We start from the raw sequence: 26,763 nt of genomic DNA, 5'->3' as shown, positions 1-26,763 counted from the left end.
AACATTTTATTTGAATTATTGGTATACGATAAAGCACAAAAAAAAGCCCGAGGCAAATACCTCGGGCTACTCTTTAGAGTTATGACACAGTCACCTTACCGTGAGGTCAGGAAACCAACGTTAACTAGAATCCTTTACGGAGTTGAATGAAGAACTTACGCCCTTCAAGATCATAACCATTACCGATAACAGAGTTAGCAACAGTCGTAACTTCTGAGCTATCGGCTCTAGGAGGTTCACGATCAAATATGTTTGAGACAGACAATGTCACACCCCAATTTTTGTCGTCATTATTGTAACTAACACCAGCATTGTGAACAAAGTAATCGCCAGCAAAACCAACGTCACGACAGTTCACATCGCCAATGAATGGGCCTCCACAAGTATCGGAGAAGGTATCTGCAATACCATTACCTGTTGTATCAACACCAAAAGCGTTAGAGAACTCATCTACAAAATCTTCATCTTGGCTCACAGAAGCAACATAGCGTGTACCCCATGAGAATGAAAAGTCATCATATGAGATACGATGGTTTAGGCTACCGCTCCAATCGGGGAAGCCAAATTCGCCTTCATCATTGTCTTCTGTTGGTGTACCGTCATCACCAATGAACAAGTTACGAACCTCAAGAATGTTATTCGCACGAAGATTTGCAGAATAGTCAAAGTTACGCTCGAACATTGTGAATTCTTTGTTAAAGCGCGCATTGAAATCTATACCGCGAACTTGATCTTCGTTCAGGTTAATAAAGCCTTGGTTCACGCCATTAAGAAGTTGATCTGCATCACGAGAAATACGCGAACAGAATGGACTGACACCATCACGCTCGTTGACATAACAATCGTTAATAATGAACTGAGCGCTTGGCGTAACAACAGAGTCTGTCACTTCAATGTCATAATATGTCGCGCCAATAGTTAGGTCAAATGCATCTGTGAAAGGTTGCTCAAAAGAGAAACCAGTTGTGAAAGATGTTGATTCTTCTGGATCAAGATCAAGTGAACCCGTCGTTGAAACTTCTGTGGAGAATGTATTGTTCCCACCGATATTCAAGGTAAATGGATCAAGCCCATCAGCTTGACACCGTGCAATCGTATCAGGATCACGTGTCTCAAGTGTAGGATCATAAACATTTGGTCCATTTGGGTTATTCAAGTCTGGCCTTGTTGCACCGATTGGCACAACACATGGGTCAGTCAGGGTCAAGAAGCCCGTTTGCGGTTGCAAGAAGTTCTCACGCAGATTTGGTGAGCGGAATGATGTACCATAGCTTGCTTTTAAGAGTAAGCTATCGAATGGACGCCAGCCAACTTTTGCTGAGTAAGTCGCAGCGCTGCCGTAGAACTCATCATCCAAAACACGACCAGAAAGGTTTAAATCAAGCTGTTGGAAGAGTGTCTGCCCTGCAACCAAAGGAATATCAACTTCGGCGTAGGCAGATGTGACGGACTTGGTACCATCAGCACCGCCATCAGAGAAGAAACCAAAGAACAATCCATCACGGGCTACTTCATCAGGTGTCGATTCGATATCATCTTTTTGATATTCCACACCTAATACAGCATTAATCTTACCGGCTGGAACTTCAGCAACTGTCCCCGATATAAAACTTGAGACAACATATTGCGTATATTGTGTGTCAAAACGACGGTCATCAAAGAGATAATCACGTTCAGCCTGCGTTGCCAAATCACCTGCAACATTCTCAAACAAGGATGGAGCAAATAAGTTCACCGGTACACAATTTGCGAGAACATCAGGACGAACAGTTACGCCCGGAGCTGCAGTACAAGGTGCCAATCCACGAATTGGATTGCCTGTTTGAAGATCGTTACCAAGTGCAAAGTTCAAGCGATCCTCACGGATACCTGGACGGTTAGATGTACCATTTGATATAGACCATGTGAAAGATGTTTCAAACGTCCAATCGGAAAACTCTCCAAAGTTCATAAAAGGAAGATCACCACGGAAACCGCCCACTAGACGTGTGCTTTCAATCACGACTTCTGTGTTGGAACGATCGCCGTTTATGCCAACAACAGGAATTGTATCTTGAGGGCCGACAAGGTCATTAGCACCAAAACCGAAAAGGAAAGGTGTACATGCAGCATTATCAAAAAGCCCACCAGCAAATGTGGCGCAAATACGCGCATCACGTTCATCGCCATCACGGTTAGGGTCGCGATCACGTTGATATGTATTCCAGCGTTGTATGAATGCATCATCAAAATTAAATCCGCTAGACCCGCAATCTGAACCATTCACACCGCAGGGGTTGAAAGGATTGTCTCGTCCGACAGTTGGGAACAACTGGAATGTGCCACTATCGATATTTGTTTCTGCACGAGAATAAAGAACTTCAAAGAAGGGCGTAATATTGGCTTCACCTTCTAAAGTGTATTCACCGAATGCCATCAAGTTGAGGCGCTTTTGCTCAGGTATCAAATCTTGGTTAGGGTCAGCTCCATTTAGAGCGAACTGCGCGAAGTCAAAATCCTGAATACCATCGCCATTTCCATCTACTGGAACACCAGACAGCGTTTGGTCAACAAAGTTAGGAATACCAGTATTTGAGCCATCCGCATTAAAGTAGATTGAACCGAATGTTCCCCCAAGTTCTACGATACGGCCCGCGATTCTTGACCCTTTACACTCATTAGCAGGAAACGCTTGAAAGTCTCCGCCGAACCATTCGTTGAAACGAATTTCATCTCCGCGGCCAAATGTGCGAATTTCGCCATTTTCATCAATCTCATAGTGACGATCACAACCCGCAAGATAATCACGATCAACAAGCTTGATAGCATCACGGAAGTCATATTCAGCACCAACGCCAATGAAACCGCGGTCGTAATTTTTACCCCATGAACCGGCTATGTTGTAATCTTGTCCACCACTTTGTTCCGCCGGGTTATAAGTAGCTGTTACGTCAAAGCCTTCGAAATCTTTTTTCAAGAGCACGTTGACCACACCTGCAACCGCATCAGAACCATATACGGATGATGCACCTTCAAGAAGGATATCTGTTCGATCGACTAGCGAGCCTGGAATTAGGTTGATTGATGGTGTAGATGGAGCACCTTCAACGCCTGCAGGCGCAATACGGCGGCCATTAATCAGCACCAAGGTTCTATTAGCACCTAGTCCACGAAGGTCGATTGTTTCAGATCCAGGACCATTATCCAATACAAACCCACTGAAAGTTGAGTCAATTTGCTGACCCGCAGCCGATTCAGTTGTTTGAAGAATTGTAACGGGGTCAATAATTCCTAAGTCGCGTTTTTCGTCAAAATCGATAACTTGCAATGGTGCAAGAGAGCTAAATGTATCGCGTTTAATCCGCGAACCCGTAACAACTATTTCACCAGCCTCAGCCTCTTCAATTTCTTCTTCGATTGTTTCTACAGCAGCAGGAGTATTAGCATCACCTATTGTATCTTGCGCAAAAGCGACCGTGCTTAAACTGGCTATCACTCCGCCTAGTATAGTGGACTGTAAGAGTCTCAACTTATCTGTATTCTTCATTTTCCGGAACCCCTTCGAACTGGTTTCAATGTCATGCTTGCGGTTTATCCGCATATAATCGCATGTTAAAACGCATAAGCCGAAGACTCTCAAGGGCAAATCTAAACAAAATTTAAGATTTGACGTGAATTTTATCACTCTGTTGCATATTTATCACCTATTCAGTCAGAAGGCTCTCATTAACAGAAACATGTCATAATTATAGAACTACAGCTCCCTAGCTGTTTAGGGAACGAAACGTATTTCCCAACATCTCTCACAACTTTGTCACTAATTGACACTGGACGCTTGAGTGAAAGCTGACTAATTGATGATACCAGTTATGAGCATACCCTTTATACGTCAATTTGAGTTTGAATACGGCACATGCATTTCGCTGAGCCCGCTTATTGATCGTGTGATTGCTAATAACCCAGGTCCATTCACTTATACTGGCACCGGCGTTTATATCATTGGCGATAAGGATGTCGCCGTGATCGACCCCGGCCCGGCTTTGCCTGAACACCGCGCGGCACTTGATAAGGCGCTTGAGGGTCGCCGCGTCACGCATGTTTTAATGACGCACCATCATATAGATCACTCTCCGCTCGCTATACCCCTTGCGCGAGATCATGGCTGTAAAGTCTATGGTTATGGCCTTCAAATCCGGCCGCCCGAAGGCGGTGAAGTCCGTCTGGAGGCTGGTGATGACCTGTCCTTCAAGCCTGATGTGGAGATTCGCTGCGGTGACGTGATACAGGGCGATGGTTGGACAATCGATGCCATTCATACGCCAGGCCATACCTCAAATCATATGTGTTTTGGATTGCGCGAAGAAAATACCCTCTTTTCAGGCGATCATATTATGGGGTGGTCGACCAGCGTCGTCTCTCCGCCTGATGGGCATATGGGCGATTATTTAGATAGCTTAGAGCGTATTAAGGCGCGCAAATTTGGCCGTATCTGGCCGACTCACGGCCCCTGCATTGATGATGTCGATGAATTTGTCGGCGCTTATATCGACCATCGCATTGCCCGAGAGACTCAGATAATGGGGGCTCTTGATGACGGGCTGTCCGATATTATGGATATTGTTGCAAAACTTTACGCGGATGTTGATAGGCGCCTTCACCCTGCCGCAGCGCATAGCGTCCTCTCACACCTTATTCATATGCGCGAAACAGGCCGCGTTACGGCAGACGGCAAAGACGGTCTGAAAACAGCTTACGCTCCCGCCGCTTAAACGACGTGAACTCTTATCGCTTGGCCCTCAAAGTCCAGGCAACAGGCAGCTCTGATGGATCAAAGTAAAATGGTTCTGGCTCAGACGTCTCAAATCCTGAATCAGCAAAGACGGTCATGATTTTTTGCGTCATTTCCTTACTGAGCGCGGCCTCAACCATGCTCTTCATACGCCCTTGATAAGCCATTGTTTCACCCTCCATATCTTCAAGCCATTGCAGACATTCCTTTAGGGGTAGCATCTTACGGCGCTCAAACATTTCCCGCGTAGACGTCACGAGATAATGAGCGAAACGCGCAAATTCATTTCCCTTAGCCTCCGCAGACCTAAGCCAGAGTACAATTTTGCCTTCAGCCTGCCCCATAGCAATAAGAGACTTTAAAGAGGCCTCTTGGGTCTGCGGCGAAAGAGACTCATCGGCTGCATAAGCGGCCCTAAACATGTCTTGCGCGCAAGATATAAAGTTACTGTCAATGACTTGCTGAATATTATTCAAAGAAACTAAGCTCTCTTTTTCGATGGCACCGCCCTTCATATGGGCGATGGCAGCAAAAACTCCGCTTGGCGACATAAGACGTGCCATTTCCCTCGCCGTTGCAAGAACATCTTTCTCGCCGCCCGCATATTCAAATCCAAATTGACTGACTAAGCCGTCAAACGTATCATCTATAAAAGGAGTTGATGTGACGCTACTCACACAGCCTTTGACGCTCGGAATGGCCTTTTTTAAAACGTTAATTGCATCAGCAGCGATATCAATGCCAGTAAGATCAGAGAAGCCCGCGCCATGCGCATGCTTTAAGGCCGAGCCCGCGCCGCACGCAAAGTCAGCAATGCGTGCCGTTTTCGGCATAGCCTGAAATATCTGAATCCAAAATGCCGAGAGTCGGGCATTATCTTCAATCCCGACACCAATCAAAGCCTCGCCCGAGCTCTGCGCAGCCCGGCCTTGCCAATAATTGTCCCAATCCTGCTCGTGAGATGCTGTCACGAATCGACTCTAAGCGTTACTCATTATCTTAAGAAAACCACGAATGCGGTCAGCATTTGCGCCGATATCAGATCCGCCGACGCGGCTGACCGAGCGCACATCCAAAACTGTGCCTCCGCCCTCTGACGGGCGGATGCGGATAACAACATCATCCTTAAAACCGTACCAGAATGTTGTATCCGTCGCTTCAATGAGGCCTGCGTCAACATTTTCAGATTTTATGACCCAGCCCATCTGCTTGGCAGCCGCTTTTGCTTCACCAAAGACAACATTCGGGGCGTCTTGCAAAATAAGCGGACGAATATCGGCATAGGCTTCGGCCTGACTTTGCAGGACAGAAACTAATGTCCCGCCTTCTTTATCTTTTTTGCCAACATACTCCACCGTATTGACGCCTTTGACTTGAGCGCGCTCGGACATAATGGCAACGGTAAATGTCGGAACATCCTGGGTGTCTGTTGTAATGTCGTGAATAAAGGGCAGGCTTCCGGCTGTTTTTTTAACCTTGGCTCCGTGTCCCAATCCTGCAGCGCCTATGATCAGCGCTGCAAGTGAAACCGCAAAGCCTTTCCGCGGCTGAATAATAAAAGACAATAACAGTCCAATTAGCCCCGACAGCGCGAGGAGCGGGAGCAAGACTGGAGCATACTTAACATTCAACCCCAATCCCACAGTCCAGTCCCAAAACCCAAACTTCACCCCTAATGTCGAGATCAGGAAAAATAGTGGCACAAAAATAGCGAGCGCGAGAACAAGCTTAAGATACCAATGGCGGAGCTTACGGCGCTTTACACCTTTTTCGGGTTGCGAGACATTTACGAGTTCACTTGACATGATTTATCCTATTTTCGCTTATCCGGCGGGCAGATTCGAGAGCACATAGAGTCCGATGCCGCCTAGAACCAGTAAAAAAAGCAAAGGCTTGCCGGATAAAATCCCTTTATCTCCCCGCTCTCCCCACTCATCTGTACGGTTTCGGTTTTGATCAACATTTTTACCGCGGCGACCATGCTGTTCAGGGTTTTTATGTGAGGCAACTCTATCGGACTTTGTCTTCGTATTCAGGCGCGTTTGTAAATATTTAGAGGCCGTTTGTCCGCCCGCTGAAAAGCTCCCATTCTCGCCCCAAGGCGAGCTTTGAGTCTTGCGTGCCAGACTTTCTTGTCCCCGCTGGGTCGGAGTCTTGCGGGCGTCATTTGAGGCGTCCATTTGCATCTGCAAACGCCGCATCAAATCATTTGGTATTTGCGCCGCATTACCATCTTTAGAGGGCGCAGCTTTGGTAAAGCCTTTGAAAATATTAAAGGCAATAACAGCAAAAATAAGAAAAGGTATCAGCTCCATGCAGAAACCATAGACTGAAACGCCTTACGGATAAAGCCGCGTTTTTCCCCAACTATCACCTTGTGGCTGAAAGACAATACGGTCATGTAAACGGAATGCGCCGTCCTGCCAAAACTCTATCATTTTGGGTTTTACGCGCCACCCATACCAATGGGGTGGGCGCGGGACATCCTGGCCCTCAAACCGGGTTTCTGTCTCAACTGTCTTGGACAGTAACGCCTCACGGTCTGCGACCGGGCGGGATTGATCTGAGGCCCATGCCCCTATGCGTGAGCCCCACGCGCGTGAGGCAAAATAAGCATCCGATTCCGCTTCGCTGACAGGCTCTACCTCGCCGCGCACACGCACTTGACGCTTTTGACTTTTCCAGTGGAAACACAGCGCCGCTTTACCCTGCCCGCGTAATTGCTCACCTTTGGCGCTTTCACTATTCGTATAAAACACAAAACCGCGGTCATCGAAGCCTTTTAAAAGCACAATCCGCACATCTGGCAAACCCGCCCTGTCCACCGTCGCCACCGACATCGCATGCGGGTCATTAGGTTCTGTCTCGCCGGCTTTGGCAAGCCATGTTTCGAACAGAGCAATTGGATTTTCCGTGTCTGTCCAGCTTAGGTCACGCGTGCCCTCCTCGGCATAATCATCAGCACTGGGAGAGGACGGAATTACGGAATCAGGCATTAAACGCTCACTTTTACGCAGGAAACACAAAATTAACCATGTCTTTCAGCGACTTATTAACCCTATAGGGCTTAAGTCATAATACGTTAAGTATAAACATTAGGTTTGGGGAAACCTTTTGAGAGTTGGGAAATGCCATGACACGTCAGCAAGCTTTACTAGCCTTGGGCCTCAGCCAATCCGCCCGCGAAGCCGAAATCCGCGCAGCATGGCGCAAGAAGGCCAAGTTCTTTCACCCAGATAGTCCCTACGCCAATATACCGGCTTTCTTCCAAGCCAAAGAGGCCTATCAAACGCTGATCCCCCCAGCACCCAAAGCCTTTCGCGTCCAAGCCCGAAGCCGCGCTTTTTAAGACCCCCCAACTTAAAAATCTCGGCCTAGGCGCTTGGCCGAATCTTTTTCTTTCCATAGGGTTGCCCTGTAAGATTCGACTCGCAGGAAAGCGCCTCCCCTATGGCCAAATTATATTTCAGCTTTTCTGCCATGAATGCTGGCAAATCGGCTATCCTGCTGCAATCGGCCTATAATTATCAAGAGCGCGGCATGCATACCATGCTGCTAAAGCCCAAGCTCGATGACCGTGATCCCAAAGCTAATCATATCGTCTCGCGTATCGGCCTGAACAGAGAAGCGGATTTATTTACAAATGAGACGGATTTGGAAGCGCATATCAAGACGTCACACGCCGAGAGGCCTATTGATTGCGTGCTGCTGGACGAAGCGCAATTCCTCACCCCCGACCAAGTTTGGGCTCTCGCCCGCATCTCAGACTACACCAAAATCCCAATCATGTGTTACGGGCTGCGCACAGATTTCAAAGGTGAGCTCTTCCCGGGGAGTGCCACCCTCCTCGCCATAGCCGATGACGTAAGAGAAATCAGAACCCTATGTTGGTGCGGCCGTAAAGCGACAATGACCTTGCGCTTTGACGAAAGCGGAGACGCCATCACAGAAGGCAAGCAAGTCGAAGTCGGCGGCAATGAGAAATATATCAGTCTGTGTAGACGGCATTGGCTCGAGAAGAAGAGCTCTCGGGAGGTGTAATTACCTTAACCACTTTCCAACGTCCTGCCTGCCAATAATTGCCATGATTTCTACACAATCATCTGCAACGCGGTAATAGACACTCTCTTTGCCGCAGAGACTCCGCCTATAGTTTTTACGCTCACTTATTACGGGATACAATTCTGGATTTCGGCTCAACTCTTCGAAATGCATAAATAAATCATCATTATACTTTACGGCGGCCTCTAATCCCCATCTTTCAAATCCATATAGCCAAATGCGTTCCAAATCAGCTGTCGCATTTGGGGCCAGCCTATAGCTTGCCAAGTTGACGCGCTTTCTCTTTGAAACTCTCTAATATGTCTTCTTTACTGCGCTCATCCCAACCGTCTTTTGACACGGATTGCTCCGATGCTATCAATTTCGCGCGGATATAATCCCGCTCACGACACTGCTCTCTAGCTTTGCGAAGCACGTCATTAACAACCTCACTCCGCGATGAAAATTCTTTGCTCTCAATTTGAGCCTGTATCCAATCGTCATTAGGTTCTGTCAGAGAAATGCTGGCACGTGTCATCGGCAAAGCGTCCTTTTAGTGATGTATATTTGATGTACTATAGCATCATAAAAGCTATATCGCAAATGTCAGTTAGCCATCGCCGATGACTTGCGTGAAATCAGGACCCTGTGTTGGCACGGACGTAAAGCCACCATGACAATGCGCTTTGACTCAAACGGCGACGCCATCACAGAAGGCAAACAAGTCAAAGTCGGCGGCAATGAGAAATATATTAGCTTGTGCCGGCAGCATTGGCTCGAAAAGAAAACGTCTCGGCAGGTTTAAATAGCTTTCTTTTCGATAACTTGAACTATCGGTTCTTTATCAACCTGCATAAACAATTCTCGCTTCTCTGTATTCACACAATAAACTCCATCCGAAATCATATGAATTCCAATAATTGAATCAGTCAGGTTATCATCAAAAGCATCCTCAAATAAAACTTCCTTAAAACTCACAATATCTCTAAAAATCAGCTCCTTAAATTGGATTCGATTATCTGAGTTAGCTGAACAAGCTATAACTAGTTTTCTTTCATCCAAATCATACGTAATCCGCTGAATATAGGGAGAGTAGCCATTTAGATATTTGTTCAGCAAGTCCATAATTGAAATTCAGTTTTATCGGCTTCTATAGATCCCTACCCATATTTCCCCAACTGACCCACCAGCAAATCAAAGAACCCCTCCGAATCGACCTTATAGGCCCAGAGGCTGTTTCTTGGCAGCTCTGTCGCATACCAAAAATCCACAGCCGTATGACCTCGGGTTAGCTCGGAGTCAGCTTCGACACGGATGTTGCATTCCTTCAAATCGAACAGTTCCGGCTTCAAAATATAAGCCATCGTACACGGATCATGTAGCGGCGCGCCGTTGCTACCGTATTTTTCAGCGTCGAAACGGCCATAATAGGTCAGCAGATTATAGGCGGTTTGGGCGACTTTATTATCCACCGCTTTGATGCGCTCTAGCACGGCATCAGAGGACAGCACTTGGTGCGTGACGTCCAGGCCGAAGACAATGCATTTACAGCCGCTGTCAAAGACGGTTTGCGCGGCGTGGGGATCGACATAGATGTTGAATTCAGCTGAGGGCGTGATGTTACCCCCTTCGCGCAGCGCCCCGCCCATCAGGACAATTTCTTGGATTTTACCCGCAACCTTTGGCTCTTTTTGGAGGGCCGCCGCGATATTGGTCAGCGGGCCAGTCGGGACAAGGGTGATGGAATTATCTTCTGCCGCCATGAGTGTTTCAACGATGAAGTCCACCGCATTTTGGTTTTGGGCTTTTATGCTCGGTTCAAACAATTCAACGCCTTCCAGACCTTCACGGCTATGGACTTCTTCAGCGGTGACGAGCGGGTATTTTAGCGGGGCAGCGCAGCCTTCATAAACGGGAACATCTATGCGTCCCGTCAACTCACACAGCAGCCTCGCATTACGCGAAACCTTCTCAAGCCCAACATTCCCCGCGACAACTGTGATACCCAAAATCTCATAATCCTCCGTTGGCGGCAGGGCCAAAAACAGGTTGATGGCGTCATCTTGGCCAGGGTCACAATCGATGATGAGTTTACGCGTCATAGGTTACCATAACGCGGCTTTTGAAAATTAGAACAGTTGATTAGCAAAGCGCTATGAATTAAGCGGCCCCAAAGGAAAAATGATGGAAAAATTATTTGTCAGCGCAGAAGAGCTCTTAGCCGATTCATTTGAACTCGGCCTACGGATTTTCGAGAGCGGCTATCGCCCAACCTTTATTGTCGGTGTCTGGCGCGGCGGCACACCCGTAGGGATTGCTATACAGGAAGTGCTTGATTTACTCGGCTGCAAAACTAACCATTTTGCTATTCGCACCTCCTCTTATTACGGCATGGATAAGCAGTCCAAAGAGGTCAAAGTCTTTGGTCTGCAACATCTCGTTGATACGATAAATGTCGATGATAATCTTCTTATCATTGATGATATTTTTGATAGCGGGCGCTCTGTTGATGCCATCATCAAAACGCTTGGTGAGAAGTGCCGCCGCAACACGCCCGACGATATTCGCGTGGCCACCGTCTATTATAAGCCGCGCCGCAATGCGACGACCCGCGTGCCTGATTTTTACTTACGCGAGACGGATCAGTGGACGGTCTTCCCACATGAAATGGACGGCTTATCCGTGGATGAAATTCGCAAGACCAAGCCCTTACCAGAGCGTATTTTCGGGCTATTACCTCGGGCTATTACCTAAAGACTAGAATCTACCTCCGCACGGCTCGGCGTCGCCGTTTGCGTGCCTAATTTCGTCGCTGTCAGTGCACCCACTGTGCAAGCAAATTGCAAGGCGTCTTTTGGCGACTGCCCTTCCATCAAAGCCACTGTGAGCCCAGCTGCAAAACTATCCCCTGCCCCTGTCGTATCCACAACTTCGACCTTGGGTGGCCGCGCTTCGGCAATCAACTCTTCGCCCTTCATGAGCTTTGCCCCCTCGGAGCCGAGCGTGATCGCAAGTAAGCCGTCATAAGGTGAAAGGGCAGATTTATAGGCCTCATATTCGCCTTCATTGACGATAATGAGCGAAGCATGAGGCAATAGCCTTTCTAATCCGTCCGTCACGGGTGAAGCATTGATCGCTACAAAACCCTCAAAGCCTTTAATCGCGGCTTCTATTGTTGCAAGCGGGATTTCAAATTGGGTGATAATACCATCTGCCGATATGGGCGTTAGATGCGAAGGTTTAAATTTATCATTCGCGCCGGACGCCACGGCAATCTGGTTTTCTCCGTCATCGGCAACATTTATAAAGGCAAGGCCTGTATGACTGTCTGCGATTTTGACGAGGCGAGTTAAATCAACACCGCCTGCTTGCAACAAATAGAGCGCCTGTAGGGCGTAGCTATCGCCGCCGACTGCCGCCCTTAATTCAACATTTGCGCCCAGACGCTGCGCCGCCAAAGCCACATTTGCGCCTTTCCCGCCCGGCAGCGACTCAAAACGTCCCTGCGCAATCGTCTCCCCCGCACACGGCAAAGTTTTTGTCTGAATAATCATATCCAAATTCACGGAACCCAAGGCACATATTTTGATGTCTGTCATTTTTCTCTCACAGATATTTCTTAGGGTGGGGTTTAAGCCCGTCATAAATATGCTAATGAAATCGACCGCGCAGTGGAAGACTCAAATGCCCGAAAGACGTAAAATGACAACTATAGATCCGATTAGTTTTAATCTCTGGAAAACCGACAAAGCCTCTTTTGCTAAGACCCTTGGCGACTCTTTTAAAGAGACGGGTTTTGCCATCATTTCCGATCACACGATTGCGCATGATGTGATTGAGGCTGCCGATGAGGCCTCTAAAAAATACTTCGCCTTGGATGAAAACACCAAGCGCAAATATGCCGATCCTGAAGATGGGTTTCAGCGTGGACATTCGCCGATGGGGACAGAAAATGCCAAAGGCAAAAAAGAAGCGGACCTCAAAGAGTTTTGGCATACGGGACGCAAGCTCCCTGCAAATTCGCCTTATCGCGCGAGCATGAAAGATACGCCAAGCGTATCAGAAGTTGATGGTTTTGATGAGAGCACAAGAGAGCTTTATGATGCGCTCGATAGTTTTGGCGCAGATTTGCTCCGCGCCGTAGCAATTTATCTAGGGCTGGAAGAGACCTATTTTGACGACAAGGTCAATGTCGGCAATTCTATCCTACGCTTGCTCCATTATCCGCCGCAAGAGACGCCGCCTCCAGAAGGCACAGAGCGTGCGGGTGCCCATGAAGATATCAATCTTATAACGCTATTACTCGGCGCGGAAGAAGCCGGGCTGCAAGCCAAGCACCGCTCGGGAAAATGGCTGGACGTAAACGCCCCCAAAGGCGCAGTTGTTGTCAATGTCGGAGATATGCTGCAGCGCATGACAGCGGGTATTCTGCCATCCACAACGCATCGCGTTTTGAACCCTGCGCCGGAACGCTCACGTTTTCCGCGCTATTCCAAACCGTTCTTTTTACATCTCAATAATGATGCCGTGATAAGCCCGCTAGAAAGCTGCCTTGATATGGGCGGCCGCGGCGAGCCGGATATTACAGCAGGGGATTATCTGACGGAACGGCTGATCGAGATTGGCCTTAAGAAAGCTTAGAAGAAATTTTAAGTCCTCACCCTGAGGGTTAAACTTAAAACCCGCTGACCAATATCCCGGCTAGTGCCGCATTCATTAGGTTGGCAAGCGAGGCCGCTATAACCGCCTTAATCCCCATCTTAGCCATTTCTGACATGCGGTCGGGGATAAGGGCCCCAAGCCCGCCCAGCAGGATGGCGATGGAGCTGAAATTAGCGAAACCACATAACGCAAATGTCAGGATAACGACGGTGCGTTCTGACAGGGTCTCCTGCACATTAACGAGGCTGATATAGGCTATGAATTCATTCAGCACGACTTTCTCGCCAAAAATGGCTCCTGCTTGCTGCGCCTCAGCCCAAGGCACATTGAGCGCGAGCATAACGGGGGTGAAGATAAGGCCCAAAATTGTCTGAACGGATAAATTGTCCTGCCCAAAAAATCCGCCGGCCCAACCGAGCAGTCCGTTACAAAGCGCAATGAGCGAGACAAATGCCAGGAGCATCGCGCCAATATTAACCGCGAGCTTCATTCCGTTTTGCGCGCCGATGGCGGCGGCTAAGATCACATTGGCATGTTCGCGATCATCTGCCATTTCAAACACTTCATCCATCGGCTTGTCATCATCTTCGGGATCATCCGGCATGATAATTTTGGCCATTAGCAAACCTGCAGGCGCTGACATAAAGCAAGCCGCAATTAAATATTCTGGGCGAATGCCGAGCGATATGTAACCTGCGAGCACCGTGCCCGCAATTGAGGCCATACCGGTGACCATAATCGTGAATAGCTCAGGCCGCGAGATACTTGGCAGATAAGGCTTTAGCGATAGCGGCGCTTCGGTCTGGCCGACAAAAATATTGGCAATCACATTTAGCGACTCAACAGGCCGCGTCCCTGTTAGCTTTCGGATAGCTGTGCCGCCATAGCGCACAATGAACTGCATGACTTTCAGATGATACATGACTTCCATCAATGCGGCGAAGAAGATCACCACAGGCAGAACTTTGACCAGAAAAACAAAGCCGACTTTTTCCGTGTTGGCTAAATCCCCAAAGATGAAATTTATGCCTGCATCTGCATAAGACAACAATGTGGTCACCTTATCAGACATGCCCGTCAGAACCTTTTGGCCCAAAGGCACATAAAGCACCAGTATGGCTATAAAAACCTGCAGTGCAAAACAGACCACAACCGTGCGCGGGCGAATGGCTTTCTTATTTTCAGAGAGCAGCCACGCTACAAACAGGATAAGAAAAACACCAATAAGACCGAAAGCAGGATGATTCATAATTACGGCCTAATCTATTTTATCTCAAAGTGCCAAGGTCAATTGAGGCGCGTCAATATTGGGCAAAGCCTCGATGATGCGTTCCAACACAGCATCAATAGAGCTGACATAATCATCCTGTTCAATCAAGAGGTTCGCATGAACCGCCGAGGGTTGGATATATTTTTGATGCGCAGGCTCAACATCCTGTGCAAATTGATGATGCACAAAGTCTTCCGTGCGGCCGCGTTCCGCCACGTCCCGCGCCAAACGGCGCTCAAACCGGGTCTCATAGGGACAGCGCATATATATAGAGACATCGGCTTGCTCTCGAATAAAAGGATCATTGAGCAAAAGAAGTCCTTCGACAATCGTGTAGGTTTTCGCGTCTAGCGGCTCTGTTGCGCGAATACGTTGATGCGTTGTGAAGTCATAATTAGGGAGTTGAACCGCGTCACCATTCTTTAACGCCTCTAAATTTTCTGCCAATAACCCAAAGTCCAAAGCTTCGGGTACATCAAAATTTGGCATTTCATCGCCCCCATTTTTTTTGGCGCCGCGATCCCGAATATCATGATAATAATCATCTTGACGGATCAGCATCGCCTCAGCCGCGCCCAATCGGTGCTGCAAATGGCGCGCTAATGTCGTTTTGCCGGAGCAGCTTCCTCCGGCGATAGCGATGATGATTGACATGTTAAGTGATTCTCTAAATTCGCGTCTTTTATACTTGCCTTGCCATATGCGTAGCCCGTGATTCAAAGCTAAGCGAGTCTAAATACCCCTCTTTGCGGATAAGTGAGGCAAATTTTGTCTTAAAACGCTTAAAACTGTGGCACAGATGCAACGGTTGAAAAGTATCTCGACTCTTACCCTGACGAAGATGACGAATCTGTCATAAAACTGTGATGCGAGGCACTTAGGGAACACCCAATCTTATATATCCCACAGAATTCTAACATTTAGAGAGATCAATATGAATTCCCACATCACATCACTCGGCTTAAGAGCCATTTTGAGCACATCCGCTCTCGCCCTGACAATGGGCCTCACAACAGCTGCACATGCACAGGTGACGACGTCATCTATGCGCGGCGAAATCGTTACAAGCTCAGGCGCGCCTGTTACGAATGCGACAATTATCATCACGCATGAGCCAACAGGAACAGTTTCAACCGTATCTACCAACAATAGCGGCGTATTCACATCTCGCGGACTTCGCGTTGGCGGTCCATACACTGTTACTATAGGCGGCGCGGGCATCCAAGGCACAACGGTGGAAGATATCTATTTGGGCGTAGACCAAACATACCCGCTTGATGTGTCTGTACTGGGCGCAAACGAGGTCGTGGCAACAGGTACAATACTTTCTAGTCAAGGCTTTAGAAATGAAGGTCTCTCAACAACACTGGGACTTGACGCACTGGAAGAAGTTGCCTCGATTGACCGCGATATAGCTGATGCAGCTGAGCAAAATCCATTTGTCACGATTAATGTACAATCTGGTGGGTCTAAAGAGCTATCTATTGCGGGTGCAAATAACCGCTTCAACACACTAACAATCGACGGCGTGGCTTTGAACGACCGTTTCGGTTTGAATGCGAATGGTTACCCGACACAACGTTCACCCATATCATTTGACGCGATTGAGTCGCTCTCTGTCCTAACCGCGCCGTTCGACGTCGAATATAATGGCTTTACCGGCGGCACAATAAACGCTGTGACCAAATCTGGTAAAAATGAGTTTTACGGTTCGGTCTTCGGATATTACACTGACGATTCATTTGCAGGATCGAAATCAGAAGACAGAGAGTTTGATCTGTCATTTGAAGAAAAAACTTATGGCGGTACGCTAGGCGGACCAATCATCAAAGATAAACTCTTCTTCTTTGTGTCTTACGATAAATTCGAAGAAGCCGCGACAACACAAACAGGTGTTCTGGGCTCTAATGCCGTGAATGAAATTGGAGTTACGGCGGCAGACGCAGAGCTCGTGCGTTCAACAGTCCAAAATGTTTGGGGCTTTGATGTCGGCGGTTTTGATAAATCACCTGTTGAAGACGAAAAGTTTTTGGCCAATATTGATTGGAACATTACAGATAATCACCGTGCTAAGTTTACATATCTAAAGACAGATGGCTCTTCCATTCGCGAGCAAAATGGTAACAACTTCCTAGGCAATGCAGATGTCGCTTTCTCATCCTCTTGGTATGAGCGCCGGGAAACTGTGAATTCATATATTGGACACGTCTTCTCGGATTGGACAGACAATTTCTCAACAGAAATGAAACTCGCTTACACCACTCAAGATACTGGACAAGATTCTTTGAATGGTGCTGAATTCTTCCTAGGCGCAGTCACCACGCCAGGCGTAGACGGCATTTATGGAAACAACGTTGGAGCAGATGGTATTGCCGGTACGGATGACGACTTCAATGACGATGAAGACATTGCATTCGGCCCTGACCGCTTCCGTCATGGTAACTCACTTGACCAAGAATTCTTGACGATGAAGTTCAAGGGTGAATATTTTGCTGGTGATCATACTTTCAAATTCGGCTTTGAGCGCGAAGAAGTGAATGTAAACAACCTCTTTGCTCAAAACTCAGAAGGTACGTATGTTTTCGACACAATTGACGACCTTGCGAATGCACAGGCGAGTGGCTTGCTTTATAATAACGCCATCACAAATGATGAAAATGATCTTCGAGCGATTTGGGGATATAACTTCAACTCACTCTATGTCCAAGACACATATGATGTCACATCTAATCTGACGGTCGATCTTGGTCTGCGCTATGACTTCTATGAGTCAGAAGGCGAAATTCGTGAAAATCAAAACTTCATCAATCGGTATGGCTTCTCGAACACAAATGATCTTCAAGGCAAAGGTGTTTGGTTACCACGTTTCTCATTTGATTTGGATGCAACGGATAATATCCGTGTCCGCGGCGGCGTTGGTAAATTCTCTGGCGGCGCACCAACCGTTTGGATTTCTAACAGCTATTCAAATGATGGTGTTATCAATGACGGTGCAAATGCCTTTGGCGTTGTGAACGTCCCGACAACGCCGGATGCTGCGACAGGTCAGTTTATTCCTCAAGCGCAACTTGATGCGCTTGCGAATACAGCCCCTGACGGAAGCGTAAATGCTCTGGACGAAAGCTTTGAAATTCCAACGGTTTGGAAAATTAATCTTGGTACGTCTATCAATACGAACTTCCTTCTCGAAGATTTACTGCTGTCAGCTGACATTCTTTATAATGTTCAGAACAATACGCCTTACTGGTATGACTTACGTTGCGGACAAGCCGTCAGTGCAGGACCTGATGGACGCAGCATATATGATTGTAGCAGTGGTCCAGAAGCGCTCGGAGTTGGCAGTGTTGATGAAGGCGACTCATTCTTGATTGCGTTCTCAGCGACGAAAAACTGGGAAACAGCTTTCGGTGATATCGATATGTTCGCCAGCTACACCTATGCTGATGTCAATGACTTCGGCGGCGGTACATCCTCAACCGCAACGTCGAACTATTCAGACTCTGCGCGCTATGACTTCCAGAGACCTGATCTCAGTGTTGGCACCTCGAACTTTGAAGTGAAGCATAATATCAAGCTTCGCTTGGATTGGGAAAAAGAGTTTTTCAACGACCTTGCGACGAAAGTCTCTCTCTTCGGTACACACCGTACAGGACAGCCTTACAGCTACACATTCAGCGAAAACAATGCGTGTGTATTTGATCTGGGCGGTGGCCGTTGTCGCCGTGAAAGCCGTGTCGATGATGCGGGTCACCTGCTCTATGTTCCTTCTGGACCAAACGATCCGGCGTTTTCAAGCCAATCCTTCCAACGGTTTGACGACTCTGGAAATCTAGATGCAGCAGCAACAGCTGCCGCACAAGCTAGCTTCTTTGATTACATCAATAGCTCTGAACTGGCTCAATATGCTGGTGGTGTAACAGACCGTAATGGCGATACATCACCTTCAACAACGATCTTTGATCTCCGCCTACAGCAAGAATTGCCAGGCTTGATGGAAGGTCACAAGACGAAGCTGTTCTTGGATTTCGAGAACATCGGAAACTTCATCAATAGTGACTGGGGACGTATTGAGCGTACACGTTATGAATATGAGCGTGATGTTGTTTCGGCTCAAATTGATCCGAATACAAACCAGTTCATCTATAACAATCTGCAAAGCGAAGATCGGATTAACAATCTGGAAGTCCTTCAGCAGTCACTTTGGCAAATTCAAATTGGTGCTAAGTACGAATTCTAGGCATCGACACTTAAAAAAAATTCCAAATGGAGGGCCTTCGGCTCTCCATTTTTTTTGCCCCCTCACTCTATTCAAAAATCTTGACACAGCAGTCCCAATTTTGATAGGACATGGAAATTTTATTTGTCATTCGGACAGATAAAAATGTCCGCACGAAAGGAAAAGACCATTTTAAATCAAATCGGCGACAAGCCCCATTTCTTCGAAACATTGACGCTTTGCAAAGATAGCTCAGAAGCCATCTTAAAGCTTGAAACCCTCTATAGCGAAGCCACAGATCACCTAAACAAAGCCTTCTCTATCTTTGCCAAAGAAGGGGAATATCACGGCGACCAACTCTCAACTTACCCATATCTGCTTTTGCATTTGCGCAAGAAAAAACCCGACGGGGTCAAGCCTTATGGCTTTGTGAGCATTCGCGGTGCGGGGTGGTACGGCACATCCGTCACTCACCCCGAAATATTCAAAGATTATCTCGCAGATCAACTCGGCCACATAGAGGCCGCTTATGAAGTCGATTATTATGTCGGCTATAGCGACGAGGTTATCCCGGTGGCCTTTGCAATTGATCCCTCTTCTTTTGAAATGAAAGACGGCGCGTCTAAGAAAATTGGCGATTACTTCCCTCTGCCTGACCTAAAGCGTATTCATGACGATCTCGCGGATGGCGCGTTTGAGCATCCCAATGACGCGCCCTTACCGCTCTCGCTTTTCCCCGCTTTGCGAACGGATTATTCACTGCAGCGCCTCAAACATTATACAGGCACAGAGCCTAAGCATTTTCAGAAATTCGTGATTTTCACCAATTACCAACGCTATGTCGATGAGTTCATCGAACATGCCAAAGAGGTGATCAAAACCGAAGAGTGTTACAGCTTTAGCAGTCCGGGCGTCGGGCTTATCTCGGATCCTTTGGATTATAAACCCGATCCGAAATTTAAGCTCCCGCAAATGCCAGCCTATCACCTCATGTGTGATAATAATGAGGGCGTGACAATCATCAATATCGGCGTGGGGCCGTCTAATGCCAAAACTATTACCGATCATGTTGCGGTGCTCCGCTCTCATTGCTGGTTGATGCTCGGCCATTGCGGTGGCCTTCGTAATACGCAAACCCTCGGAGATTTTGTTCTCGCACATGCTTATTTGCGCGATGACCAAATCCTTGACGAAATGCTCCCGCCAACCATTCCGCTCCCGACCATTGCCGAAGTACAAATCGCGCTGACGGAAGCCATTGGCCAAGTGATGGAACTGACAGGCAAAGAGATGAAGCAGAATGTGCGCACTGGCACTGTCGTCACAACGGATGATCGCAATTGGGAAATGCGCTATGCGAGCCTGCGCACACGGCTCAACCAAGCCCGCGCCATCGCCATCGATATGGAAAGCGCCACCATCGCCGCCAATGGCTATCGCTACCGTGTGCCTTACGGCACATTGCTGTGCGTCTCTGACAGGCCCCTGCACGGCGAGATTAAGCTCCCCGGTTCTGCCGAAGCCTTTTACCGCTCCCGCGTCGCGCAGCACCTTAATATCGGGCTCGAAGCCATGTCGATCTTAAAGGACGCCGCGCAATCCGGCACGCTCCATTCAAGGAAGCTGCGAAGTTTGGACGATCCTGTCTTTAGGTAAGGGCTTTAGGGCTGCATGAGATTTACAAGACCCATCTTGGCACGCTCTTTATTTACCGCTTGGGCCATGTCCAACGGGATTGATTTTCTAGGGGTATTTCAGTTTCGCTAAGATCTTTTTCAAGTCTGATGAGCTGACATCCAATTTCGGTTGTTAGGTAGTCTATGAGCAAATCGGAATGCGATACGACTAATATTTGAGACTCCTCAGACGCTCTTGCTATCAATCTTGCAAGAGGTGCTAACAAATCTTGATGAAGACTTGTTTCCGGTTCGTTTAACACAAGAAACTTCGGGGGCCTTGGACTTAATAAAGCGGCCACTAACAGAATATATCTGAGCGTCCCGTCTGATAACTCCTTAGCAGATAACTTTCTAAGTAACCCATATTGGCGCATGTAGAGATAAAACCGTCCTTCGCTAATTTCGACAGACAGAGATGCCCCGGGGAAAGCATCCTCAATAGCCGCGGACAAGCTATCCCGGTCCCCTATTTCCCTAATCGTTTGAATAGCGGCAGCAAGGTCATAACCATCGGGACTTAGAATAGGTGTTCGTGTTCCAATTTGACCTTGCCTTGCGGCAGCATTTTCATCTGTCCTGAAATGATCATAAAAACGCCACTCTCTCATTTCATCCCGAAGTATAAGCAATTCAGGCGCTAATTGCGGGTCTGTGCCATGTGTCATCATACTGTCAAATGATGCCAATTCTGTGTGGGTATTCGTCCAGGAATTGGTCTCAGAATTTTTGAGTGAAACAAGCTTACCCGTTCGTTTGGCAATTATCGTAGAAGGCCTGAAAACCTCACCGTGCCACACAATTTCTTGCTTAATTTCAGGATCATGGCCAAAAGCAGAATCGCTGGGTGTTGGCAGACCCAAATCTATCAGATAGCTGTAACTTTCGCTCGCAAACCCCAATTTAAGAGCGACCGGCCCCTTACGCCTCGTACCTTGTATAGCTTCTTCCCCAATGCGCATCGCCCTGGAGAAGTTTTCCGGGCCCGCCCAAAGTGTTGAAGGAAAGCCACCCTCTTTCGCAAGTGATGAGAAAAGCTGTCCGCGGGACACTTCCGTCAATAATTTAAGCGCTTTAAAAAGACTTGATTTCCCACTTCCGTTGGCACCTGTAACAATATTCACCTGCTCTAGGTTCAAATGAATATCCCGCAGAGAACGATATCCCGATATTGCTAACTTTGTAATCATGAGTTGAATTTGTACCACATACACAATTTACACAAATAGTTTTCCGAGACAGCGTTAATATAAAAGTAAAAAATACTTTACATCACCCACTCCACTCGCTATGTAAAAGATAGTTTACATCGTTAGGAGACGATTATGGCCTTTAGAGAGAAGACCGCTTGGATTATGTCCGTGGCCCTTTTGTTGGGCGGCGTATTTTATTTTGGGGTTGTTATATCCGGCAGCCAGGAATTGGGCGCGTCTATGCCGCCGCTTATTCCCGTGGTCGCGGTTTATGGCGGCATATTAGCTATCATTGCGATTATAGGTCATGTTGCTGCAGCGCTGACCTCCCTCAAGACAGCCAATGACCCGATGGATGAGCGCGAACGCGCCATTACGGCGCGTGCGAGATCTTTGGCCGATAGCGTCATGGGCATAGGCATCCTCATCTCATGTGGGCTTTATCTGCTGAGCTATGATGGGAACCAATTATTTCATTTGGTTTTTGGGACGCTGATGGTGTCGCAATTTTTGCATTATGCGGCGCAGATCGTCTTGTTCCGCGCTCAATCTGCTGTGGCTGATTAACCCCCAACGCAAAGGAGATAGCATGACAAAAATTGAAGATATGAGCGAGCCTCAACGTCAGGCCTGGATTACCCTTCTCGCCGATGGCGCTGTCTTTGCCTATTTCTGGTCCAAGACGACGATTGGCCTATCGCCCCAACTTATCCACACGAATATAGAGGCGTTCGGGAAAATTATCCTGAGTGTGGTAATTGTGACAGTCATTCTACATGCCGTCATTGCAAGTATATTCGACATGCGAAAGCGCAAAGAGCTCTATGAAAAAGACGAACGCGATATCGCGATTGAACGCAAAGGCGCGCATTGGGGTTACCGTCTCATGCAATGGGGCGTTGGCGGGATAATTATCACAGTTTTGCTCCATAGCCTTGGCGGAGAAGACTTCATCTGGCCTATCTCTATTGAGAAACCAACGGAGATTATATTTGCCTTATTAGTGATCAGTTATATTGCCGACCTTGCGAAACAGAGCATCGTCATTTGGGCCTATAGGACCTAAGGCCATGGGCGGTAAAAAGACGAGCATCACAAACCACATTAAGCGTATCCGCTTAGCCCGAACCGAGTTTACGCAAGCAGGGCTGGCAGAGCGAGTCGGCGCGACGCGGCAAACCATCATCGCGATTGAGGCGCAAAAATATGCGCCCTCGCTAGAGCTCGCCTTTCGCATTGCCCATGTCCTCGGCGAGCCCGTGGAAGAGGTGTTTCAATTTGATTCTAGCTTGTGGGACTAACTTCCGACTAGCCTAAGCGCTGCTTCATCGTTAAACACCCTCCCATGTCACATAATAGCTTCGGCCACTTATTTAGATTTACCACTTGGGGCGAGAGCCATGGCCCGGCCATTGGCTGTGTCGTGGATGGCTGTCCGCCGCGTATTCCGCTGAGCGAGGCTGATATTCAGACCTTTTTGGATAAGCGCCGTCCGGGCACGTCGCGCTTTGTCACCCAGCGTAATGAACCTGATGCCGTCAAAATCCTTTCTGGCGTCTTTGAGGGCCAGACAACAGGCACACCGATTAGTCTTTTGATTGAAAACACCGATCAACGCAGCAAGGATTATTCCGAGATTAAAGCCCGCTATCGCCCCGGCCATGCCGACCTAACCTATGACGCCAAATATGGCATTCGCGACTATCGCGGCGGCGGGCGCAGCTCGGCCCGCGAAACAGCCAACCGCGTCGCAGCGGGGGCCATTGCCCGTAAGGTGCTCGGCGAGGACATTAAAATCCAAGGCGCGGTGATTCAAATCGGCGAGAAGATGGTGGACCCTGAAAATTGGGATTGGGATGAAGTCAATAACAACCCCTTTTGGTGCCCCGATGCCATCGCGGCCAAAGAGTGGGAAGATTATCTCGACAGCATCCGCAAAGACGGCAATTCTGTTGGCGCTATCTTAGAAGTCCGCGCCAGCGGCGTCCCCGCAGGATGGGGCGCGCCGGTTTACGGGAAACTCGACTCCGACCTCGCTATGGGATTAATGAGCATTAACGCCGCCAAAGGTGTGGAAATCGGCGCAGGCTTCGCGGCGGCAGGCTGGAACGGCACAGACAATGCCGATGAAATCCGTATGGAGGGCGGCAATCCCCTCTTCCTCTCCAACCACTCCGGCGGGATATTAGGCGGCATCTCCAATGGCGATGAAATCGTCGCGCGATTAGCCATAAAACCCACCTCCTCTATGCTGACCCCCGTGCAAAGTATCGACGCGGATGGCAATGAGATTCATGTGCGAACAAAAGGGCGTCATGATCCCTGTGTAGGCATTAGAGGCGTTCCTGTAGCAGAAGCGATGCTGGCCTGTGTGCTCGCGGATCATAAATTGAGGCACCGCGGTCAGGTGGGGTAGATGAGTTATTTGGCGTCATATGCCAGAGCGGTGCTGTTAGGCATGGCAACCACGATCCTATCAGCTTGCGCGACTACGCCAAAGAATAATCCATCATCGGACCAAAATTGTAAATCTGTCTATAAGCAAGTCTATCAACCGCCGCTTAAGTTGGGCGGGAGCGGGCATGTAAATCAGATTAAAACTAAGGGGAGTTGTACTCATTCCAGTAATATTGATGAATTGAATGCAAATGAAAAAGCATATGAGTTAGTTAAGCTTTCGCAATCTCATGACAAAAAAAGATTAAATGCTGAAATTTCAAACTTTCTAATTGCACTTATTGAATCAGATAAGTCAGAGATTGACCTTGATAATATTCAACGTGATTTACGGGTGATTTCTGATTACCTAAATTTTCAATATGAAAGCTTATTTTCATTGAAAACTATTTATTTAGAGGAATGTAATGCTGATAAATTTACTAGTTCAGGTAGGCTTAATCAAAGAGGTTTAATAGAATGTAATATTTATAAAAACTCTAATAATTCATCAAAGCTTTACACAGCTTGGTTTGATGAACATCTATTGTTGTTCAATTTTCTCTATTTGTCTGAGCAGTATAATTTTAGAAATAATTTGGGGCCAAGTTTTTATAAGCATTGGCGTCAGAATTTTGGAAAACTCGTTATAGAGAAATCATGCTATAGAGAGCGTATTTGCTCGATGCCATCATTTTCATATTTGGTTGAATTACAAATGTTGTACTTGGAATACCTCTACGAGTCTGAGGGTGTTTGGGGTAAAAGCATTGAGCAATTAATTGCGGATAAAGGGTTTTTAGATTTGCACCCGCCTTCCTGGTTTTCAGAATCTTACCCTGAAATATTTTCAGAGTTAAATCCTATAATTTTAAAGTATCGGAGTGAGTGATGACTGCTCAGGCCCCGTTCTTGCAATCCATCACTCGCAATCACATCACAAAACCAACGGTAAAAGTGAAAACAATTGGTGATGGATTACAAGGACAAGCCTTGTAATGACGGACGGATAGAACTTGCTTTAAGGCCGTTCTTTCTGCTTTAGCGGTTCAAAGCCCTGCTTTCTGACCGTGTTGTCATACGGGTTTTCATCCGCTTTTACGAACATCCTTATCGGCACGGCGGGGAGGTCGAAATCTTCTCTTAGGCCGTTAATCAGGTAGCGCCGATAGCTCTCAGGGAGTTTGTTCGCGCGCGAGCATTTCAGCACGAAAGTCGGCGGGCGGGTCTTGGTTTGGCTGATATATTTGGGCTTGATGCGGCGGCCATTGACGGCGGGGGGCGGATGGCGCTGCACCTTTTCGCGGAGCCAATCATTGAGCTCTGAGGTTTTGACTTTAGCCGACCAGTTAATCTGCACGCGCTCAATAGCGGGGAGTAAGCGGTCAACGCTTTTCCCTGTCAGGCCAGAAAACATGACAACTTCGAGGCCTCTAAGTTGAGGAAGGAGTCGCGCCGTTTCATCCCTTAGGAATTTCGAGGCTTCGGATTTATTTTGCACCAAATCCCATTTACTCACGCCGACGACAAGGGCACGCCCTTCCCGCTCACAAAGCGCGGCAATTTGAAGGTCTTGCTTATCATAAGGCGAGGTCGCATCCATCAGCAGCACAACAACTTGAGCAAATTTAATCGCGCGGAGCGTATCTTGTGCCGAGAGGACTTCGAGCGTCTCCTGTACCTTGGCTTTTTTGCGAAGGCCCGCCGTATCGTGGAACTGCACACGCCGGCCCTGCCACATAAAGTCAATCGTTATGGAATCGCGCGTGACCCCTGCTTCAGGGCCAACCAATAAACGGTCTTCGCCAATAAGCGTATTGATCAGTGTGGATTTCCCCGCATTGGGACGGCCCACAATAGCGATACGCACGGGCGCTTCTTCAAAATCAATATTGTCTTCACGCACGCCCAAATCAACATCCCGCAGGGCAAGCTCTACCGCATCATCCAGATCAACAAAGCCAATATTATGCTCGGCGGCCACTTCAACAGGGTCTCCCATACCGAGGGAATAACCTTCGGTGACTCCGGTATCAGAAGCACTGCTTTCACATTTATTGGCCACCAAAATCATCGGCTTGCCCGTACGTCGAACAAATTGCGCGAATGTACGGTCAAGCGTCGTAACGCCCTCACGGGCATCATAGACAAAAAGGCAAATATCCGCATCCAAAACAGCGGCCTCGGTTTGTGCGCGCATACGGGCTTCTAGCTTTTCGCCTTTAGCATTTTCAAAACCGGCCGTGTCCATCAACACCATATCATGGCCGCGCAGCTTAGAGCGCGTCTCGCGCACATCGCGCGTCACGCCCGGCGTATCATTTACAATGGCGAGTTTCTTACCGGCGAGGCGATTAAAGATGGTCGACTTACCGACATTAGGACGGCCCACAATTGCAATCTTTGCCGGGCGCATTTCGGGCGCGGCTTCAGATGTCCCAGTGGGCTCTTCGGGAGCTTCCTCCTCGAAATCTTCAACGTCTGTCATGTTCATTCGCCCT

At 48.0% G+C, this 26,763-nt stretch carries 26 protein-coding genes and 1 pseudogene; 13 read left to right on the top strand and 14 right to left on the bottom strand.

Features of this window, described 5'->3' with window-relative positions:
• Positions 1 to 124 precede the first annotated feature (124 nt).
• Positions 125 to 3,526 carry a TonB-dependent receptor gene (locus tag F569_RS0107275; RefSeq protein WP_034388309.1) on the bottom strand — a complete coding sequence of 1,134 codons (3,402 nt, stop codon included), beginning with the start codon at positions 3,524 to 3,526 and terminating at the stop codon, positions 125 to 127.
• 322 nt (positions 3,527 to 3,848) lie between these two features.
• Here F569_RS0107275 and F569_RS0107270 point away from each other — a divergent pair, with 322 nt between their 5' ends.
• On the top strand, positions 3,849 to 4,748 hold the full coding sequence (locus F569_RS0107270) for an MBL fold metallo-hydrolase (RefSeq protein WP_034388307.1): 900 nt from the start codon (positions 3,849 to 3,851) through the stop codon (positions 4,746 to 4,748).
• A gap of 13 nt (positions 4,749 to 4,761) precedes the next feature.
• Here the strand turns inward: F569_RS0107270 and F569_RS0107265 are convergent, their stop codons facing one another.
• The 4 genes from F569_RS0107265 to pdxH are packed head-to-tail and all read right to left on the bottom strand — an operon-like array spanning position 4,762 to position 7,764.
• Positions 4,762 to 5,739: a class I SAM-dependent methyltransferase gene (locus F569_RS0107265; protein WP_026941660.1), complete on the bottom strand. Its 978-nt coding sequence runs from the start codon at positions 5,737 to 5,739 to the stop codon at positions 4,762 to 4,764.
• 9 nt (positions 5,740 to 5,748) lie between these two features.
• The gene (locus F569_RS0107260; protein ID WP_051279534.1) at positions 5,749 to 6,573 is read right to left on the bottom strand and encodes a DUF1499 domain-containing protein; all 825 of its coding nucleotides are present in this window, start codon (positions 6,571 to 6,573) and stop codon (positions 5,749 to 5,751) included.
• Positions 6,574 to 6,591: 18 nt separating this feature from the next.
• Positions 6,592 to 7,083 carry a hypothetical protein gene (locus F569_RS0107255; protein ID WP_026941658.1) on the bottom strand — a complete coding sequence of 164 codons (492 nt, stop codon included), beginning with the start codon at positions 7,081 to 7,083 and terminating at the stop codon, positions 6,592 to 6,594.
• A gap of 24 nt (positions 7,084 to 7,107) precedes the next feature.
• Entirely contained in the window at positions 7,108 to 7,764 is a 657-nt protein-coding gene (gene pdxH, locus F569_RS0107250; protein ID WP_026941657.1) for a pyridoxamine 5'-phosphate oxidase, read from the bottom strand.
• Between the two features lie 137 nt (positions 7,765 to 7,901).
• Between pdxH and F569_RS19355 the strand changes: the two genes are divergently transcribed.
• Both F569_RS19355 and F569_RS0107240 read left to right on the top strand, forming a co-directional pair.
• The gene (locus tag F569_RS19355) at positions 7,902 to 8,117 is read left to right on the top strand and encodes a DnaJ domain-containing protein (protein ID WP_084168899.1); all 216 of its coding nucleotides are present in this window, start codon (positions 7,902 to 7,904) and stop codon (positions 8,115 to 8,117) included.
• 101 nt (positions 8,118 to 8,218) lie between these two features.
• On the top strand, positions 8,219 to 8,809 hold the full coding sequence (locus F569_RS0107240) for a thymidine kinase (RefSeq protein WP_026941655.1): 591 nt from the start codon (positions 8,219 to 8,221) through the stop codon (positions 8,807 to 8,809).
• Here F569_RS0107240 and F569_RS0107235 read toward each other — a convergent pair whose 3' ends face one another.
• Both F569_RS0107235 and F569_RS0107230 read right to left on the bottom strand, forming a co-directional pair.
• Positions 8,810 to 9,097: a type II toxin-antitoxin system RelE/ParE family toxin gene (locus tag F569_RS0107235; protein WP_026941654.1), complete on the bottom strand. Its 288-nt coding sequence runs from the start codon at positions 9,095 to 9,097 to the stop codon at positions 8,810 to 8,812.
• Entirely contained in the window at positions 9,084 to 9,347 is a 264-nt protein-coding gene (locus F569_RS0107230) for a ribbon-helix-helix domain-containing protein (protein ID WP_026941653.1), read from the bottom strand. Before F569_RS0107230 ends, F569_RS0107235 begins: the two co-directional genes overlap by 14 nt.
• Positions 9,348 to 9,419: 72 nt before the next feature.
• Here F569_RS0107230 and F569_RS19350 point away from each other — a divergent pair.
• Positions 9,420 to 9,614 (top strand): annotated as a pseudogene (locus F569_RS19350) (thymidine kinase); the annotation flags it as partial.
• On the opposite strand, the gene F569_RS0107220 reads toward F569_RS19350, so the two are convergent.
• Both F569_RS0107220 and F569_RS0107215 read right to left on the bottom strand, forming a co-directional pair.
• Complete coding sequence (locus F569_RS0107220) at positions 9,611 to 9,934, bottom strand: hypothetical protein (protein WP_026941652.1); 324 nt, start codon at positions 9,932 to 9,934, stop codon at positions 9,611 to 9,613. The pseudogene F569_RS19350 and the gene F569_RS0107220 overlap by 4 nt on opposite strands.
• A gap of 35 nt (positions 9,935 to 9,969) precedes the next feature.
• Entirely contained in the window at positions 9,970 to 10,911 is a 942-nt protein-coding gene (locus F569_RS0107215) for a nucleoside hydrolase (protein WP_026941651.1), read from the bottom strand.
• Positions 10,912 to 10,990: 79 nt separating this feature from the next.
• Here F569_RS0107215 and F569_RS0107210 point away from each other — a divergent pair, with 79 nt between their 5' ends.
• On the top strand, positions 10,991 to 11,563 hold the full coding sequence (locus tag F569_RS0107210) for a phosphoribosyltransferase (RefSeq protein WP_084168895.1): 573 nt from the start codon (positions 10,991 to 10,993) through the stop codon (positions 11,561 to 11,563).
• Here F569_RS0107210 and F569_RS0107205 read toward each other — a convergent pair.
• On the bottom strand, positions 11,560 to 12,408 hold the full coding sequence (locus tag F569_RS0107205) for a ribokinase (protein WP_026941649.1): 849 nt from the start codon (positions 12,406 to 12,408) through the stop codon (positions 11,560 to 11,562). The genes F569_RS0107210 and F569_RS0107205 overlap by 4 nt on opposite strands.
• Before the next feature lie 103 nt (positions 12,409 to 12,511).
• Here F569_RS0107205 and F569_RS0107200 point away from each other — a divergent pair, with 103 nt between their 5' ends.
• On the top strand, positions 12,512 to 13,450 hold the full coding sequence (locus F569_RS0107200; RefSeq protein WP_051279752.1) for an isopenicillin N synthase family dioxygenase: 939 nt from the start codon (positions 12,512 to 12,514) through the stop codon (positions 13,448 to 13,450).
• Positions 13,451 to 13,484: 34 nt separating this feature from the next.
• On the opposite strand, the gene F569_RS0107195 is transcribed toward F569_RS0107200, so the two are convergent.
• Positions 13,485 to 14,720, bottom strand: a complete 1,236-nt coding sequence (locus tag F569_RS0107195; RefSeq protein ID WP_026941647.1) for a NupC/NupG family nucleoside CNT transporter — start codon at positions 14,718 to 14,720, stop codon at positions 13,485 to 13,487.
• Positions 14,721 to 14,744: 24 nt separating this feature from the next.
• Entirely contained in the window at positions 14,745 to 15,395 is a 651-nt protein-coding gene (gene udk / locus F569_RS16995; protein WP_051279531.1) for a uridine kinase, read from the bottom strand.
• Between the two features lie 280 nt (positions 15,396 to 15,675).
• Between udk and F569_RS0107185 the strand changes: the two genes are divergently transcribed.
• Positions 15,676 to 18,978 (top strand): TonB-dependent receptor, encoded by a 3,303-nt coding sequence (locus F569_RS0107185; protein ID WP_026941646.1) that lies wholly within the window; start codon positions 15,676 to 15,678, stop codon positions 18,976 to 18,978.
• Positions 18,979 to 19,122: 144 nt separating this feature from the next.
• Complete coding sequence (locus F569_RS0107180) at positions 19,123 to 20,613, top strand: AMP nucleosidase (RefSeq protein WP_051279529.1); 1,491 nt, start codon at positions 19,123 to 19,125, stop codon at positions 20,611 to 20,613.
• 52 nt (positions 20,614 to 20,665) lie between these two features.
• On the opposite strand, the gene F569_RS0107175 is transcribed toward F569_RS0107180, so the two are convergent.
• Complete coding sequence (locus F569_RS0107175) at positions 20,666 to 21,823, bottom strand: AAA family ATPase (RefSeq protein ID WP_026941644.1); 1,158 nt, start codon at positions 21,821 to 21,823, stop codon at positions 20,666 to 20,668.
• 135 nt (positions 21,824 to 21,958) lie between these two features.
• Between F569_RS0107175 and F569_RS0107170 the strand changes: the two genes are divergently transcribed.
• Genes F569_RS0107170 through F569_RS0107150 form a run of 5 tightly spaced genes read left to right on the top strand, consistent with a single transcriptional unit; the run spans position 21,959 to position 25,154 of the window.
• Positions 21,959 to 22,393, top strand: coding sequence for a hypothetical protein (locus tag F569_RS0107170; RefSeq protein ID WP_026941643.1), 435 nt, complete (start codon positions 21,959 to 21,961; stop codon positions 22,391 to 22,393).
• Between the two features lie 22 nt (positions 22,394 to 22,415).
• Positions 22,416 to 22,892 carry a hypothetical protein gene (locus tag F569_RS0107165; protein ID WP_026941642.1) on the top strand — a complete coding sequence of 159 codons (477 nt, stop codon included), beginning with the start codon at positions 22,416 to 22,418 and terminating at the stop codon, positions 22,890 to 22,892.
• Positions 22,893 to 22,896: 4 nt separating this feature from the next.
• Positions 22,897 to 23,127 (top strand): helix-turn-helix transcriptional regulator, encoded by a 231-nt coding sequence (locus tag F569_RS0107160; RefSeq protein ID WP_026941641.1) that lies wholly within the window; start codon positions 22,897 to 22,899, stop codon positions 23,125 to 23,127.
• A gap of 44 nt (positions 23,128 to 23,171) precedes the next feature.
• Entirely contained in the window at positions 23,172 to 24,242 is a 1,071-nt protein-coding gene (gene aroC, locus F569_RS0107155) for a chorismate synthase (protein ID WP_026941640.1), read from the top strand.
• Positions 24,243 to 25,154 (top strand): hypothetical protein, encoded by a 912-nt coding sequence (locus tag F569_RS0107150; protein WP_026941639.1) that lies wholly within the window; start codon positions 24,243 to 24,245, stop codon positions 25,152 to 25,154.
• A gap of 129 nt (positions 25,155 to 25,283) precedes the next feature.
• Here the strand turns inward: F569_RS0107150 and der are convergent, their stop codons facing one another.
• Positions 25,284 to 26,678, bottom strand: a complete 1,395-nt coding sequence (gene der / locus F569_RS16990) for a ribosome biogenesis GTPase Der (protein ID WP_051279749.1) — start codon at positions 26,676 to 26,678, stop codon at positions 25,284 to 25,286.
• Positions 26,679 to 26,763: the final 85 nt, after the last annotated feature.

Source organism: Hellea balneolensis DSM 19091, from assembly GCF_000428525.1.
Taxonomy (GTDB): Bacteria; Pseudomonadota; Alphaproteobacteria; order Caulobacterales; family Maricaulaceae; genus Hellea; species Hellea balneolensis.
This window is presented reverse-complemented; position numbering and strand designations above follow the sequence as displayed.